Raw genomic sequence first — 15565 nt, 5'->3', positions numbered from 1 at the left:
GCACGTGTGGAGGATCAGGCCGGCACGGGCGCCTTCGCATCCTCGCCGGCACTCGCGTTGCGGGCGGCGAGCTCGCCGATGGAGTCCACCGACTCGAGCACCGCGTCGCGTCGGTACTGCACGAAGGAGTAGGCGAAGGCCGCGATCCACCCCGCCACGATGAGGATGTAGACCGCGCGCTGCACACCGGGGTCCAGGCCCAGGGCGCTCTTGCCCATCAGGGTGCGCGCGTTGGTGAGCACGATCAGTCCGCCGACCGAGGCGCCGAGCAGGCGCGGCGGGAAGTGCCGTACCAGCCAGGCCGCGACCGGCGCGGCGATCACCCCGCCGAGCAGGATGGCTCCCGCATAGGCGAAGTTGACGCCCGCACCACCGAGGTTGGCGAGAAAACCGAGCGATGCGGCGAGCGCGATGAGGAACTCGCTGGTGTCGATCGTGCCGACCACCTTGCGCGGCTCCATCCGGCCCGATGCCAGTAGCGCCGGCGTCCCGACGGGGCCCCAGCCACCGCCTCCGGTGGCATCGACGAAGCCGCCGAACAGGCCCAGCGGCGCGAGGAACCGCGACTTGAGCGGCTTGCCGAGGTTCTTGGTGTCGATGCCGCGGAAGGTGAAGCGCAACAGCACGTACAGGCCGAGCAGCAGCAGGATCACGGCCATCAACGGCTTGGCGATCTCCGTCGACAGGTTGGACAACACCGTCGCGCCGGCGAACGCGCCGATCGCGCCCGGAATTCCGATGCGCCGCACCACCTTCCAGTCGACATTGCCGAACCGCCAGTGCGAGGCGCCGGACACCGCGCTGGTACCGATCTCGGCGAGATGGATCGTCGCGCTGATCGCGGCGGGCGAGAGCGTCGTGAGGGCGACCAGGAAGGTCGTCGCGGTGACGCCGAAGGCCATGCCGAGACTGCCGTCGACGAGCTGACCGAGCAGCCCCACGAGGGCGACGATGACGAGGGTGGGCATGGGAGGGTCTCCTGTGGGCCTGGCGGACGGGCTGTGACGAGTCACTCTGCCGCCGCCGGGCATTCGGCGGAACGGTCCCACTCACGATGATCACAATGGCGACCGGGCGGTGAACGGGACCTGAACGCGAATCCGCAGCCGACCGTGCCTGATATCGTCCGATTCGTTCCTTTACACCGTTGCAGAAGGTCGACCGAACATGCGCGCCCTGACCCGAATCGTCCTCGCCACCACTGCGCTCGCCGCCGCCACCGTCACCGTCACCCCGATGGCCTCCGCCGCGATCGAGCTCAACGGACACGACCAGGTCCGTACCCTGGCGTGCAACGACGACGTGAGGCTCATCGGCACGGACAACTCGATCGTGTTCACGTCGAACTGCAAGCGGGTCGAGGTCAGCGGCCACGACAACACCCTCACCTTCCGCGATGTGACGCGCCTGAAGCTGATCGGCAGCGGCAACTCGATCAAGCTGGGATCGGCCTCGTCCGTCGAGGTGAGCGGTCACGACAATACGATCACCTGCACCGGCGCCCGCAAGCCCACCGTGAAGTCGATCGGCGCGGACAACTCGTACCAGTGCTGACGCCGCGAGCGCGGGGCCACTAGTGCCCGTCGGTCCGCTCACCGAGGAGGAACCACGTCCTTAGGTCCGGCTTGCCCTTGACCGCGATGACGCCGCGCTCCTCGAACGCGAACTCCCCCGCGAGGCGCTCGTGTACGGACGCCGTGACCTGTATCCGGTCGACCACCCCGGTCGACTCCATCCGGGACGCGACGTTGACCGCGTCGCCCCAGACGTCGAAGAAGAACTTCTTCGACCCGACGATCCCGGCCACGACGGGACCGTCGGCGAGCCCGATCCGCAGCGGCGTCGCCCTGCCGTCGGCGTTCGGCACACCGGCCGCAGCGCCCTGCAGCGCCATCGCGAACCGGGCGAGTTCCTGGAGATGATCGGGGCGCGGCTCGGGCACTCCGCTGACCACCATGTAGGAATCGCCCGTGGTCTTGATCTTCTCGAGCCCGTGCCGCTCCACGAGCGCGTCGAGGGTCGTGTACAGCCGGTCGAGGTAGCGCACCACGTCCGCGGGCGCGGTGTGGCTGGACATCTCCGTGAATCCGGCGATGTCGGCGAACAGCACCGACGCATCGTCGTAGGAGTCCGCGACCTCCACGTGGTCCGGCTGCTTGAGCCGCTCCGCGACCGAGCGCGGCAGGATGTTGTTCAGGAGCGCTTCCGACCTGCGCAGCTCCTCCGCGAGCGCCGTCTCCGCGCGCTCGGTCTGGAACAGCCCGGAACCGACGATCGCCACCGCCAGAACCGCGGCCGCGATCACGTTGACGACGAATCCGGTGACGGCGAACCAGTGCGGCACGAGGCCCGTGTCGTCGGGCACGGTGAAGTGCAGGTAGATCATGGCGCCGAGGCACACGACCACGACCACGGCAGCGGCGACGAGCCGCCGGACACCCACGATCATCGGGACGCCCACCGCCATGACCAGGTAGTAGTACAGCAGCCCGACCCCCTCGCCGAGGATCGTGCACAGGGTCCACAGCGTGATCACGGCGACGACGAAGAAGCTCGCGTGCGGCACCCACCGACCGAAGCGGCGCAGGGCCGGGACGACGGCGAGCGCTGCGCCGGAGACGAGGTTGACGATCGTCACCTCGTGCGGACCGCCGAAGACGAACCCGATCACGGCGAACCCGAAGCTCACCGCCGCGGAGGCGTACGCCGCGAGCGACACCAGGCGTAGGCCGCGGCGGTCCCGCTCGGGGATCGACCGCTGGTCGTATCCTCCCGCGGCGCACCACGACCGGAACTCTGCACTGGCCGGCACACGCCGAGCGTAGCCAGGTCGCGCCGTGCACGGCGCCGATCCGCGCGGATGGCCGGTATCGCCGCCGGGCCCGCGGTCGGAGCCTAGGCTCGTCCCATGGACTACTTGCGCCCCGTCGAGTTCGGACTCTTCGTCACCCCGGCCACCGCCGCGCTGGACAACTGCTTCGCATTGGCCGATCTCGCCGACGGCAAGATCGAATTCCTCGGCATCCAGGACCACCCGTACCAGAAGGACTTCGTCGACACCTTCACGCTGATCGGCGCGCTGCTCGACCGCACGGAGGAGGTCCGTGTCTTCCCCGACGTGGCCAACCTCCCGCTGCGCCCACCCGCCGTCATGGCGCAGGCCGCGGCGACGCTGGATCTGTTGTCCGAGGGCCGGTTCGAGCTCGGCCTCGGGGCCGGCGCGGTCTGGCCCGCGATCGCGGCGATGGGCGGGCCGGAGCGCACACCCGGCGAGGCCGCCGGCGCGCTCAAGGACGCCGTCGAGGTCATCCGGCTGATGTGGTCCGGCGAGCGGTCCGTGCGCTTCGCCGGCGAGCACTACCGTCTCGACGGGGTGCACCCCGGCCCGCGCCCCGCCCACGACATCGGTATCTGGTTGGGCGTCGGCGGCCCGAAGCTGCTGCGGTACCTGGGCGGCCACGCGGACGGGTGGGCACCGTCGAACTCCTTCTTCCCGCCCCCGGCCCTGCCCGAACGGCAGGAGGCCATCGACGACGGTGCGCGTGACGCGGGCCGGGACCCCGCGTCGATCCGGCGGCTCTACAACATCTTCGGGTCGATCGACGATGCTCCGTCGGACGAGATGTTCCACGGCACCGTCGACCAGTGGACCGACTGGCTGACCGGCCTCGTCGTGGATACCGGGATGGACACCTTCGTCTTCGGCGCCGAGGACGACGACTACGAACAGTGCCGCCGTTTCGTCGAGGAGGTCGCTCCCGCCGTGCGGCAGCGGGTGGCCGAAGTGCGCGCGTCCCGCTGACCCCGGCGTCACCAGGGAATGCGAAAGGCCCCCGGATTTCTCCGGGGGCCTTTCGACTAGTAGCGGGGACAGGATTTGAACCTGCGACCTCTGGGTTATGAGCCCAGCGAGCTACCGAGCTGCTCCACCCCGCGTCGGTGTGAACACAACGTTACTGGAAGGCTGTCGCGATATGCAAATCGTTTGAACGTGACGTGAGTCTCCCGGGCCGGGCGGGCACCGTCGCACCCGGCCCGGGAGCGGAGATCACTTGCCGCCCCGCGCCTTCGACTCGGCGTCCTGCAGCTTGGTGATGGCGTCACCGAGCTGCTTCATCGCGGTGCCGACGGCGACCTGATCGCCGGAGCGCTGCGCGGACAGCACCGAGCCCCAGGCGTCACCGACGGCCTTCACCGCGGCCTGAACCTCCGGGGTGTCGCCGCCGGGCGTCGTCGCCGCGGCGGGCGGCTGGGCGCCGTTACCGGGCTGCGTGGGCCCGGGCACCGTCTGGCCCTGTGTGGGGCCCGAGACCGTGGGGCCCGAGACGCCCGTCGCGGCGCTGGCGAGCGCCTCGTCCACGCCCCGGTACCCGGCGTCGGACAGCGACGCCGCGACCGTGGTCCGGTAGCCCGCGCCACCCGTGACCGGGTTCAGGCTGAGCACCTTGATCAGCTTCGGCGCGGTGCTCCCACCCTGGCCCTGGGCGTACATCGGCCAGACATAGGTCAGCCCGCCGTTCGCCAGGCTGATCGCCTGCAGGTTGCCGAACTTGGGGCTCAGTGCCTGGATGTTCGCCTTGTCGTTCGCGACCGATTGGGAGCCATTGATCAGGTCGACCGCCCACACCGGGCCGGGCGTCTGCTTGCCGGGCAGCCCGCGGACATCGCGCACCACGAGCCGGCCCGCATCCTCACCGTCCGACGCCACCGACACGTAGGCCGCCATGTACGCCTGATCCTTCTGCTGCAGGATCGACGACAACTGGAACTGTGCGGCCCCGCCGCCCGGCGCCGCCGCCACCGAGTAGTACGGCGACTGGAGGTCGTCCTTATCGGGCGTCTCCTTCGGCGCCGCGGCGATCTGCCACAGGTCGTTCTGCTGGCGGAAGGTGTTCGCATCCGTCGTGTGGTACTTCTGCAGCAGGAACCGCTGCACCTCGAACAGATCCTGGGGGTAGCGGAACTGCTGCGCCACCTCGGTCGGGATCGTGCTCTTCGGCTCGATCACCCCCGGGAAGACGCTCTTCCACGCGTTGAGCACCGGGTCCTTCTCGTCGACCTGGTACAGGTGCACCGTGCCGTCGTAGGCGTCGACGGTGGCCTTGACCGAGTTGCGGATGTAGCCCACCTTCTCGTCGACCTGGCGGCGCTGCGTCTGCTGGCCCGGCGCGACCTGCTGGCGGCTGCCCGTGGCGTCCGACAGCGAGGTCTGCTGCGCGTACGGATACTTGGGCAGCGTGGTGTAGCCGTCCACCATCCACAGGATGCGGCCGGTGCGCGAGTCGACCACCGGGTAGGTCTTGGTGTCCACGGTGAGGAAGGGCGCGAGCTGCTTGACGCGGTCGCGCGGATCGCGCTGGTAGATGATCTTCGAGTCCGGACCGATGTTGCCGTTGAGCAGGATGTTCCGCTCGGTGAACTTGATGGCGTAGGCCAAGCGGGTGAACCAGTTGCCGATCCGCACGCCGCCGGAGCCCTCGTACCGCGAGCGCTCGGAATCGCTGTCCAGCTCACGCGCGTCACCGGTGCTGCCGACCACGGAGTAGAAGTCCGGGTCCGAACCGATGATCTCGCCGAAGTAGATGCGCGGCTGCGTCACGGTGGCCTTGCCCGCGATCCCGTTGCGGGTGAACACTGGCTGGCCGCCGGCGTTCGCGACCGCGTCGCGGCCGCTCTCGCTGACGACCTGGTCGACCTGGCCGGCGGGCGCGGTGATCAGCCCGTTGCCGTGCGTGTAGACCATGTGCCGCGAGGTCCAGTCGGTCGGCGTCTTCCCCGGGTTCAGCTCGATCGGCGCGAGCAGCACGTTGGTGAGGCTGCCGCCCACGTCGTAGCGGTCCACCGACAGCTTGTCGGTGAGCTTGTAGTAGTCCTTGAGCTTGCCGAAGTTGGAGAACGCCGGCGAGACCACGTTCGGGTCGAGCAGACGCACGTTCTGCAAGGACGGCGCGTCCTTGGCCGTGAGGGTCTGCAGCGCCTCGGGTGAGACCTTCGCATCGGCGGTCTCGTACTTCGCGTTCGCCAGCCCGTAGGCCTCGCGGGTGGCCGCGATGTTCCGTGCGATGTAGGGCAGCTCCTTCTCCGCGTTGGGCCCCACGGAGAAGGTCTGGATCGCGGTGGGCCAACCGACGCCGACGACCAGCGAGGAGAACAGCATGAGCACCGTCGCGATGGCGGGCACCCGCAGGTCGCGCAGGACGATGCCGAAGAAGAAGGCCGCGGCGCAGATGATCGCGATGCCCGTGAGGATCGCCTTCGCCGGCAGCATGGCGTGGATGTCGGTGTAGCTGGCGCCGGTGAACATCGGCGACCGGTTCGAGTACACGAGCGCATACCGGTCGAACCAGTAGGCGACGGCCTTGGCGACCAGGAACACCCCGGCGATCGCGGCCAGCTGGATCCGAGCGCCGCGCGAGAGCGAGCCGTCGCGACCCGCGAGCCGGATACCACCGAACACGTAGTGCGAGACGAGGTTCGCCAGGAACATCAGGATCAGGCCCGCGAACAGGAAGCCCAGCACCAATTCGATGAAGGGCAGCGTGAACGCGTAGAAGCCGATGTCCATGCCGAACTCGGCGTCGGTGCTGCCGAAGGGCTGCCGGTTGAAGAAGAGCAGCACCTGCTGCCACGACGCCTGCCCGAAGATGCCCGCGATCAGGCCGATGAGCAGCGCCGGAACGATCGCGAAGGTCTTGAGCCTGCTCGTGACCACGGCGCGATAGCGGACCACCGGATCGTCGGTGGGCGAGGGCAGGAACGCCGGCCGCACCCGATACGCCAGCCACATCCCGGCGAACGTGAACAGGGCGAGGATCAGGCCCGTCACCACGAACAGCGCGAGCCGCGAGAGCAGGACGGTGCGCAGCACCCCCGCGTGGCCCAGCGAACCGAACCACAGGAACGCGGTGTACAGGTCCACCACGCGCGGTCCGATGAGAAGCAGAGCGAGGAGGCCCACGGCGACTGCGATGAGGATCTTTGCCCGGCGGGACAGCGAGGGGATGCCCGCGGCACGAGGTGTCGTCACGACAACCACTGTACGGATTGCCCGAGATCGGACTCACCCGTGCTCGCCGACGACGCCGAGGATGCGATCATGGGGCCGTGAGCTACGACGAGCCCGAGCAGGTCTTCGATGAGGCGGCCCTGGGCCGCGCCGCCCGCGAGGCGATCGAATTCGTCGAACCCCAGGGCTGGGGCCAGCCGCCCCAGCTGTTCGGTCTCGTCCCCACCTCGCTGCTGGCCACCAGCCAGCCGGACTGGGCCGACATCCTCAACGACGGTGCCTCGCTCACGGTGATCGAGCAGGAGCCGCTCCCCGGCGATCCGCGGGGCGGCAGCGCCGAGCTGGACCACGTTCTCGCGACCACGACCTGGCCCGACGAGGTCGTCGGCTGCGCGCTCGTGCAGGAGATCATCGTGCTCCCGCCGAACGCGGAGGCCGACCTCGACGGTGCCCTCGAGCCGCACCTCGCCGACGCGGACGCCGCGGATCGAGCCGGCCGCGCGGCCGCGGAGAACCACCCGGAGCGCAAGGTGGCGCGGATGGTCGCGGCGGTGCTGCGCGACGGCCACCGGATCACGCTGCTCTCGCTCCAGCCCGACGACGAGGACGATCCCTTCGCCGATGCCGAGTTGCTCCGCGCGGATCAGCTCGCGCCCGGGCTGATCCAGGGCCTGCTCGCCACCTTCGACGACGAGGACTAGGACGGGGCACCGTCGGGTACGACGGGCCGGCGCCCGTCAGCACGACGGTGCGGGGCGCCCCTCGCGGACATCGGCGAGCGCCTTGACGGCCCCGTCGAGGTTCTCGACCTTGACCAGCTGGAGGCCCTTCGGCGGGTCGTTCTTGGCCTCCGAGCAGTTGGGCGCGGGCACCAGGAACACGGAGGCACCGTCGCGCTTGGCGCCCTGCAGCTTGTGCGCGATACCGCCGATCGGCCCGACCTCGCCGGTCGCGGCGATCTCGCCGGTCCCCGCCACGTTCTTGCCGCCCGTGAGGTCGCCGGGCTCGACCAGGTCGATGATGCCGAGCGTGAGCATGAGGCCCGCCGAGGGCCCGCCGACCTGCTGCACCCCGAACCCGATGCGGACCTTCGGGTCGGCGGGCACCTGCCCGACGGAGATGCCCAGCCGAGGCTTCCCGTCCGAGTCCCGCAGCGCGACCGGGACCTGCGCGGTGCCATCGGCACGGCGCACGGCGACGGTGACCACATCGCCCTGCTTCTTCCCCTCGAGCGCCTTGGCCACCTGGTCGGCCGCGGTCACGGGCGTACCGTCGACGGACTCCAGGACGTCACCCTCGCGCAGCTTGCCCTCCGACGGTCCGCCGGTGCTCAGTCCGACGACGCCGATCGCCGTGGGGATCTTGAGGTAGTGCAGCGCAGCGATCGTGGCCGCCGACTCGGAGCCGGTGAACTGCTCGCGGTTGCCCTGCTCGATCTGCTCGCGGGTGGCGCCCGGCTGGTAGTAGGCGTCGCGGGGCGCGATCTGATCTCCGGAGATCCACTTCGCGAGGGCGCCGTAGAGGTTGAGGCCGTCGGTCACGGAGATGGTGGTGAACCGCAGCTGTCCGGCCGGCTGGTGCACCGGCAGCCCCTCGATCGTGATGACCTTGCGGTTGTGCGGCTTACCGTTCTTGTCCTTCTCGGTGTACGTGGTCAGGGTGTCGGCCGTGTCGCCCGGGCCGACGGCCACATAGGGCACCGTCACGAACATCCCGAGCAGCGCCAGCACCACCAGGGGCAGCAGCGCGGCGAGTACGGTCGTGATCCTGCGTTCCGTCACGGGCCACAGCGTAGTCGTCGCCCGGCGCACGGCTGTTCGCCCAGAGCGTGACGGACGCGGCGGACGTGCCCCGACCGGGGCAGTACCGTGGAGTCATGAACGACATGCCCTTCGGATTCTCCGCGTCGAACGACGACGGGGACGACAACAACGGGCGCCGTGGGGACCAGCCGTTCGGCGCCGGCCAGCCCTTCGACATGTCGCAGCTCGGCGACATGCTCAGCCAGCTCGGCCAGATGATCTCCGGGATGGGGACGGGCATGACCGCGCCCGGCGGCGCCACCGGCGATCCCGTCAACTACACCGTCGCCGCGCAGCTCGCCCGGCAGACCCTCGGCAAGCACGAGCCCGTCACCGAGGGCCAGCGCAAGGCGGTCGAGGAGTCGACCCACCTCGCGCAGCTGTGGCTCGACGGTGCCACGGTGCTCCCGGCGGGCCCGCAGAAGATCGCCGCCTGGACGCCCGTGGACTGGCAGGAGAAGACCCTGCCCACCTGGAAGCGGCTGGTGAACCCCGTCGCGGAGAAGATCTCCGGGTCGTGGCTGCAGAACATGCCCGAGGAGGCGCGCGAGATGGCGGCCCCGATGATGGGCATGTTCACCCAGCTCGGGTCGATGTCCTTCGGCACGCAGCTCGGCCAGGCGCTCGGCTCCCTGTCCAAGGAGGTGCTCACCAGCACGGACATCGGGATCCCGCTGGGCCCGGACGACACGGCGGCGCTGCTGCCCGCGGCCGTCGAGGCCTTCAGCAAGGATCTCGAGCAGAAGGACCAGGAGATCCTCGTCTTCCTCGCCGCCCGCGAGGCCGCGCACCAGCGCCTGTTCTCGCACGTGCCGTGGCTGCGGTCTCGCCTGCTGGACACGGTCGAGCAGTACGCGCGCGGCATCACGATCGACATGTCCGGCATCGAGGAGCTCGCCCAGGGGCTGGACCCGTCGGCCCTGGCCGACCCGGCCAAGCTCGAGGAGCTGATGGCCGCGCAGGGTGCCGCGCTGCAGCCCAAGGCCACGCCCGAGCAGAAGGCCGCGCTCGATCGGCTCGAGACGCTGCTCGCCCTGATCGAGGGCTGGGTGGAGACGGTGGTGCACGCGGCGATCGCGGAGCGGCTGCCCAGTGCGGCGGCGCTGCGCGAGACCATGCGCCGCCGGCGCGCGTCGGGCGGCCCTGCCGAGCAGACCTTCGCCACGCTGGTCGGCCTCGAGCTGCGCCCGCGCAAGGTCCGCGAGGCCGCCGATCTGTGGGAACGCCTGCTGACGGCAACCTCGATGGAGCAGCGCGACGGCGTGTGGGCCCACCCGGACCTGATCCCGGATGCCTCCGATCTCGACAATCCCGCGGGCTTCATCGACCGCTTCCTCGGCGATGCGACCGGTACGGATCTGTCCGATCTGGACGATCCGATCGCGGCGATCGAGCGCGAGATGCGGCGCGAGTCGGGGACGGACGAGAACTGATCCGTCCGGCGGCACATCGCCGCTGCTCAGCACCGGTTTCACCCTGTGGATAACGGGCCCGTGCGGCGGTGTGCACGCGGCGCGACGTGATCGACTGGGCGCATGCGGCACCGTCTGAGCCCGTTCCTGACCGTCGTGGTGCGTCCGCCCACGCTCGTCCAGCTGGGCGCCGCCGCGACCGGCGCGCCCGTGCTCCAGCCGCCTCCGTGGCTCGCGCCGGACGCCGCGGCTGACCTGCTGCGGTGGTTGCAGAGCTTCCGCAGCGCGCGCGAGCTGGAACGCCGCGCCGCGGACCTCGGCATGACCCCGGCCGATGTCGCCGACCTGCTCGACGCTCTGCGCGACCACGGCCTGTTGGAGGCCGAACCGCCGCGCTCGCCGCTCCGCGTCCACCTGCACGGGCGCGGACCGGTCGCCGACGCCGTGCTCGGCGAGCTCGCCGCCCTCGACGCGGTCCGGGTGAGTGCGGGAACCGCGCGCAGTTGGTCGCCGACGGGCCGCGATGTCGATCTGGTGCTGCTCACGGACCAGCTCTCCCCCGACCCGGCGCTGGTGGCGCGGCTCATGCGCGAGCGCGTGCCGCATCTTCCGGTCGTCCTGCGCGACGGTGCCGGGGTGATCGGCCCGCTGGTCCTCCCCGGCGCGGGGCCCTGCCTGCGCTGCCTGGACCGCAGCCGCTCCGATGCCGACCCCGGCTGGCCGACGCTGGCGTGTCAGCTCTTCGGCAGGTCGGGGCGTGCGTCACCGCAGGTACTGCGGATGACGGCCGCCGTCGCGGCCCAGCAGGTCGACGCAGTGGCCTCCGGGCGATGGGACTGCGCTCCACCGCCGGATGTCCTCAGCTGTACGTTGGAGATCGAGGGCAGCGCTATCGCCGTCCGACGATGGTTCATGCACCCCGGGTGCGGATGCGGGGTCTCCATTCCCTCCGCTGCCGAGGCTGCTGGTTGACTCCAGGGGGCCCGATGTCCGAGATCACCCGCGGTGGCGCGAAGCGCACCGCGAAGTTGGCCGGTCTGCCGCTGGGCATGGCCGGGCGCACAGCGGTGGGCTGGGGCAAGCGACTCGCCGGCGCGGACAAGGACGAGGTCAACGCCGAACTGCAGGCCAAGGCGGCGGAGCAGCTGTTCGAGGTGCTGGGCCAGCTCAAGGGTGGCGCCATGAAGCTCGGGCAGGCGATGAGCGTGATGGAGGCGGCCGTGCCGCCCGAGTACGCCGCGCCGTACCGCGACGCACTCGCGAAGCTGCAGAACGAGGCGCCGCCGATGCCCGCCGCCACCGTGCACAAGGTCCTCGACCAGCAGCTCGGCACGGGCTGGCGCGATCGATTCAGCTCCTTCGACGACGATGCCGCAGCGTCCGCGTCGATCGGGCAGGTGCACCACGGCGTCTGGGCGGACGGTCGGGAGGTGGCCGTCAAGGTGCAGTACCCCGGCGCCGACGAGGCCCTGCGCGCCGACCTCAAGGCCCTGGGGCGGCTCAGTTCCGTGCTCAAGCCGCTCACGCCCGGCGCCGACGTGAAGTCACTGGTGCAGGAGCTCACCGACCGCACCGAGGCGGAACTGGACTACCGGTACGAGGCCACCAACCAGCGCAAGTTCGCGAAGGCCTTCGACGGTGACCCGAACGTCAAGGTGCCCAAGGTGTTCGCGAGCGCCCCCACGGTGATCATCAGCGAATGGGTGAACGGCCGCCCGCTGCGCGAGGTGATCAGCGGTGGTTCGCAGGAGGAGCGGAACGACGCCGCGTCCAAGCTCACCGAGTTCGAGGTGTCCGCGCCGGCGCGCACCGGTCTGCTGCACGGCGACCCGCACCCGGGCAATTTCATGATCGCCCCCGACGGACGGCTCATCGCGCTCGATTTCGGCGCCGTGGCCGAGTACCCGGGCGGCATCCCGCCCGCCGTCGGGAAGATCCTGCGGCTCGCCCGCGACGAGGACTACGACGCCCTGTTCCCGCTGCTGCGCAGCCAGGGCTTCATCCCCCCGCGCCTGGAGATCACGCCCGAGGACATCCGCAGCTACCTCGCGCCCTATGTCGATCCGTTGCGGTCGGAGAGCTTCCACTTCACCCGCAAGTGGCTGATGCAGGCCGCCTACACCGCCACCGACGTGCGCGGCGAGCAGTTCCAGACCGGCCGCAAACTGTCGCTCCCCGCCGAGTACGTGATGCTCTTCCGGGTGCTGCTCGGCATGGTCGGGATCTGCTCGCAGATGGAGGCGGAGGCGCCGTACCGGTCGATCGTCGAGCATTGGATCCCGCTGCTCGACGGCGACGACTAGAACACCTCCCCCGAAAACGAGTGAGCCCCGATCCTCTCGGATCGGGGCTCACTGCGCTCAGGCCGCATTCTTCCGCGGCCGGCCGCGCGGGCGCTTGCGGGCGATCACGACCCCCTGGTCGAAGATCTGCCCGCCCCACACGCCCCAGGGCTCGGCGCGGTCCAGCGCGGCAGCCAGGCAGGCGCGCTGCAGGGGGCAGCTCTCGCACAGGGTCTTGGCCCGTTCGAGGTCCGACGGGGCCTCGGCGAACCACAGGTCGGGATCGCCGGCGCGACAGGGCACGCGGCTCTCGATGCTGATACTGACGGAATCGATGCTGCGGACGTTCCCCTCCATGGGGCGTTCGTCCAGGATGGTCGGCACTTCTGGTCACCTTTCCACCTGTGGTTCAGGTGGCCTCGGTAGCGGCGCCGGGCAGGCGCACGGGATGTTTCTTCCGGGTGAGTGCGCGAACCGTGTGGCGGTCCTCGATCCCCGACGGTGCGGGGTGGACGAGAGACCGTGAATCCACGGGTTCCGCGCGGCTGCGGGTCCCGTGGTGAGTGTGCGGAGGTGGGTCGTAGGACCTAACCTCGTTGCACGGAACACACGGGGCGCGTAAGCGGTTCGTGATCGACGTCGCGAATCGGCGTCTGCGGGCGTAGGCGCCAGGAACTGGGCGACATGCCGTGCAGGCCGGGGGAGACACCGTCACGAACCGCTACTGCTGCGAACACTCCACCCTCTGCTGCGGTGAACTGCTTGGCTGCGTAGATAACTGCGTTGTTCATTTCGTATGCCTCCTTTCGCGTGCTGGTCAATCACGTTCCGGCGGGCGAGGACGTACCTCGCGCGTCATCCCGTGCGGTCGAGATACACAGTATGCGGACGAAACTATCCGCACAAGTTATTTTTGACCTGCGCTTATGCGGTCAGGCGTGCTCGGAGACGATGGCGAGGACCTCGTCGCCGTACTTGTCGATCTTGGTGGACCCGATGCCGTTGATCCGCATCAACTGGGCCCGCGTGCGCGGTTCGTGCTCCGCGATCGCGAACAGCGTGGCGTTGGAGAAGATCGTGTAGGGCGGGATCTGCTGATCGCGAGCCTGCCCGGTGCGCCAGATCTTCAGCGCCTCGACCAGGGCGTCATTGAGGTCGGACGGGCAGTCCTCGCAGCGCGAGCGCAGCTTCTCCTCGCGGGTGTCGAGGATGCCGCCGCACACGCGGCACATATCGGAGCTGCGGCGCTTGCCCTTCGACGGTCCGCTCTCGGCCGCGCGGGGCCTGCCGGCGTCGGCCTGGCCGGCCACGACATCGAGGAAGCGGGTGCGCTTGCGCGTCTTGCGGCCGCCCTCGTTGCGGGCCAGCGCCCACGACAGGTGCAGGTGCTCGCGCGCGCGGGTGACGCCCACGTACAGCAAGCGCCGCTCCTCCTCGATCGGCTCCGGATCGCCCTTGGCGATGGCCTGCGAGATCGGCACCGACCCCTCGGTGAGTCCGACGAGGAACACCGCGTCCCACTCCAGGCCCTTCGCGGCGTGCAACGACGACAGCGTGACGCCCTGCATCGTGGGCGGATGTTTGGCCTCGGCGCGGGCGCGCAGCTCGCCGATGAGCTCGGCCAGGGTGAGGCCCGGCCGCTCCGTGGACAGGTTCTTCGTGAGGTCGACCAGCGCGTCGAGGGCCTGCCACCGTTCGAGGGCACGGGCACCGTCGGGCTGCGCTTCCGTGAGGCCCAGCGGCTCGAGCGCGCCCCGCACCAGGGACAGCAGCTCCTCCCCCGCGACACCGCCGAACTGGCCGGCGCGATCCATCAGCGCGCGGACGGCCTGGCCGATCTCGGGCCGCTCGAAGAAGGCGCTGCCGCCGCGCACCTGGTAGGGGATGCCCGCCTCGGTGAGCGCGGCTTCGTGCACGGCTGACTGCGCGTTGATCCGGTAGAGGATCGCGATCTCGCTGGCGGGGACGCCCCTGGCCAGCAGCTCCCGGATCCGCTTGGCGACGAGTTTCGCTTCCGCCGGTTCGTCGTCGACCTCGGCGTAGATCGGGGCCGGGCCCTCCGGGCGCTGCCCGATGAGCTCGAGGCGCGTCCCGGCGACCCTGCCCTGGGCCGCGCCGATCACCTTATTGGCCAGCGCCACGACCTGCGGCGTAGAGCGGTAGTCGCGCTGCAGCCGTACGATCGTTGCGTCCTCGAAGCGGCGCGTGAAGTCGAGCAGGTAGCCCGGGGTCGCGCCGGTGAAGGAGTAGATGGTCTGGTTCGCGTCGCCGACCACCGTGAGGTCGTCGCGGTCACCGAGCCAGGCGTTGAGGAGTTGCTGCTGCAGCGGCGTGACGTCCTGGTACTCGTCGACGACGAAACTGCGGTACCGGTCGCGGAACTCTTCCGCGATCATGTGGTTGTCCTCGAGGATCGCGGCCGTGACCAGGATCAGGTCGTCGAAGTCGAGCAGGCGGTTGCCGTCCTGATCGGTCTTGCGCCGCTCGTACGCCGCGTACACATCGGCGACGGTGCCCGGCGCCATCGGGGCGGTGCGCCCCGTCTCCTCGACGGCTTTCGCGTAGGTCTCCGGGGTGACCAGTGAGGCCTTGGCCCAGTCGATCTCGCTGAGCAGGTCGCGGATCGTGTCGGTCTCCGGGCGCAGGTCGCAATCCCGGGCGGCGCGGCCGATCACGGGGAATTTGTTGTCGAGCAGCTCCCAGCGCGTGTCGCCGATCGCGCGGGGCCAGAAGTAGCGCAGCTGCCGCATCGCGGCGGCGTGGAAGGTGACGGCCTGCACGCCCGGCTGCCCGTCTCCCCCGCCGATCCCGAGCCCGCGCAGCCGCGCCCGCATCTCCCCCGCCGCGCGCGAGGTGAACGTGACGGCCAGTACCTGGCCCGCGGCGACGTGCCCCGTGGACACCTGGTGCGCGATGCGGTGGGTGATGGTGCGGGTCTTGCCCGTGCCCGCGCCCGCCAGCACGCACACCGGTCCGCGCGGCGCGAGAACCGCCTCCTGCTGCTCCGGGTCCAGTGCTTCGATCACAGAGTCGAGTATTCCAGTCCGGGCTGACAGGTCCGGG

General features: G+C 70.1%; 12 protein-coding genes and 1 tRNA gene. 6 read left to right on the top strand and 7 right to left on the bottom strand.

The annotated features are described in order from the left end of the window. Window positions 1-14 precede the first annotated feature (14 nt). Complete coding sequence (locus HF999_RS08240; protein WP_168545405.1) at window positions 15-968, bottom strand: sulfite exporter TauE/SafE family protein; 954 nt, start codon at window positions 966-968, stop codon at window positions 15-17. Window positions 969-1167: 199 nt separating this feature from the next. Here HF999_RS08240 and HF999_RS08235 point away from each other — a divergent pair, with 199 nt between their 5' ends. Beyond that, window positions 1168-1554 (top strand): DUF3060 domain-containing protein, encoded by a 387-nt coding sequence (locus HF999_RS08235; protein WP_168545404.1) that lies wholly within the window; start codon window positions 1168-1170, stop codon window positions 1552-1554. A gap of 19 nt (window positions 1555-1573) precedes the next feature. Here HF999_RS08235 and HF999_RS08230 read toward each other — a convergent pair whose 3' ends face one another. Beyond that, entirely contained in the window at window positions 1574-2812 is a 1239-nt protein-coding gene (locus HF999_RS08230) for an adenylate/guanylate cyclase domain-containing protein (protein WP_312854063.1), read from the bottom strand. 96 nt (window positions 2813-2908) lie between these two features. Here HF999_RS08230 and HF999_RS08225 point away from each other — a divergent pair, with 96 nt between their 5' ends. Further along, complete coding sequence (locus HF999_RS08225; protein WP_168545403.1) at window positions 2909-3802, top strand: LLM class flavin-dependent oxidoreductase; 894 nt, start codon at window positions 2909-2911, stop codon at window positions 3800-3802. 60 nt (window positions 3803-3862) lie between these two features. On the opposite strand, the gene HF999_RS08220 is transcribed toward HF999_RS08225, so the two are convergent. Further along, a tRNA-Met gene (locus HF999_RS08220) sits at window positions 3863-3936 on the bottom strand. 112 nt (window positions 3937-4048) lie between these two features. After that, a complete protein-coding gene (locus HF999_RS08215; protein WP_168545402.1) occupies window positions 4049-7027 on the bottom strand; it encodes a UPF0182 family membrane protein in 2979 nt (992 codons plus the stop codon). Between the two features lie 77 nt (window positions 7028-7104). Between HF999_RS08215 and HF999_RS08210 the strand changes: the two genes are divergently transcribed. Then, window positions 7105-7707, top strand: coding sequence for a PPA1309 family protein (locus HF999_RS08210; RefSeq protein ID WP_168545401.1), 603 nt, complete (start codon window positions 7105-7107; stop codon window positions 7705-7707). A 36-nt stretch (window positions 7708-7743) separates the two neighbouring features. Here the strand turns inward: HF999_RS08210 and HF999_RS08205 are convergent, their stop codons facing one another. Next, a complete protein-coding gene (locus HF999_RS08205; protein ID WP_168545400.1) occupies window positions 7744-8787 on the bottom strand; it encodes a YlbL family protein in 1044 nt (347 codons plus the stop codon). 95 nt (window positions 8788-8882) lie between these two features. Between HF999_RS08205 and HF999_RS08200 the strand changes: the two genes are divergently transcribed. From HF999_RS08200 to HF999_RS08190, 3 genes are all read left to right on the top strand, one after another. Further along, entirely contained in the window at window positions 8883-10241 is a 1359-nt protein-coding gene (locus HF999_RS08200) for a zinc-dependent metalloprotease (protein ID WP_168545399.1), read from the top strand. Window positions 10242-10343: 102 nt separating this feature from the next. After that, the gene (locus HF999_RS08195) at window positions 10344-11192 is read left to right on the top strand and encodes a hypothetical protein (RefSeq protein WP_168545398.1); all 849 of its coding nucleotides are present in this window, start codon (window positions 10344-10346) and stop codon (window positions 11190-11192) included. Between the two features lie 14 nt (window positions 11193-11206). Next, the gene (locus HF999_RS08190; protein WP_168545397.1) at window positions 11207-12523 is read left to right on the top strand and encodes an ABC1 kinase family protein; all 1317 of its coding nucleotides are present in this window, start codon (window positions 11207-11209) and stop codon (window positions 12521-12523) included. Window positions 12524-12580: 57 nt separating this feature from the next. Here HF999_RS08190 and HF999_RS08185 read toward each other — a convergent pair whose 3' ends face one another. Together HF999_RS08185 and HF999_RS08180 are read right to left on the bottom strand one after the other, a co-directional pair. Next, a complete protein-coding gene (locus HF999_RS08185; RefSeq protein ID WP_168545438.1) occupies window positions 12581-12859 on the bottom strand; it encodes a WhiB family transcriptional regulator in 279 nt (92 codons plus the stop codon). Window positions 12860-13434: 575 nt separating this feature from the next. Next, complete coding sequence (locus HF999_RS08180; RefSeq protein ID WP_168545396.1) at window positions 13435-15528, bottom strand: ATP-dependent DNA helicase UvrD2; 2094 nt, start codon at window positions 15526-15528, stop codon at window positions 13435-13437. Between the last annotated feature and the right edge of the window lie 37 nt (window positions 15529-15565).

This window comes from Tsukamurella spumae (assembly GCF_012396015.1).
GTDB classification, from domain to species: Bacteria; Actinomycetota; Actinomycetes; order Mycobacteriales; family Mycobacteriaceae; genus Tsukamurella; species Tsukamurella spumae.
The sequence above is the reverse complement of the archived record's forward strand: the minus strand, read 5'-3'. Positions and strand labels throughout refer to the sequence as shown.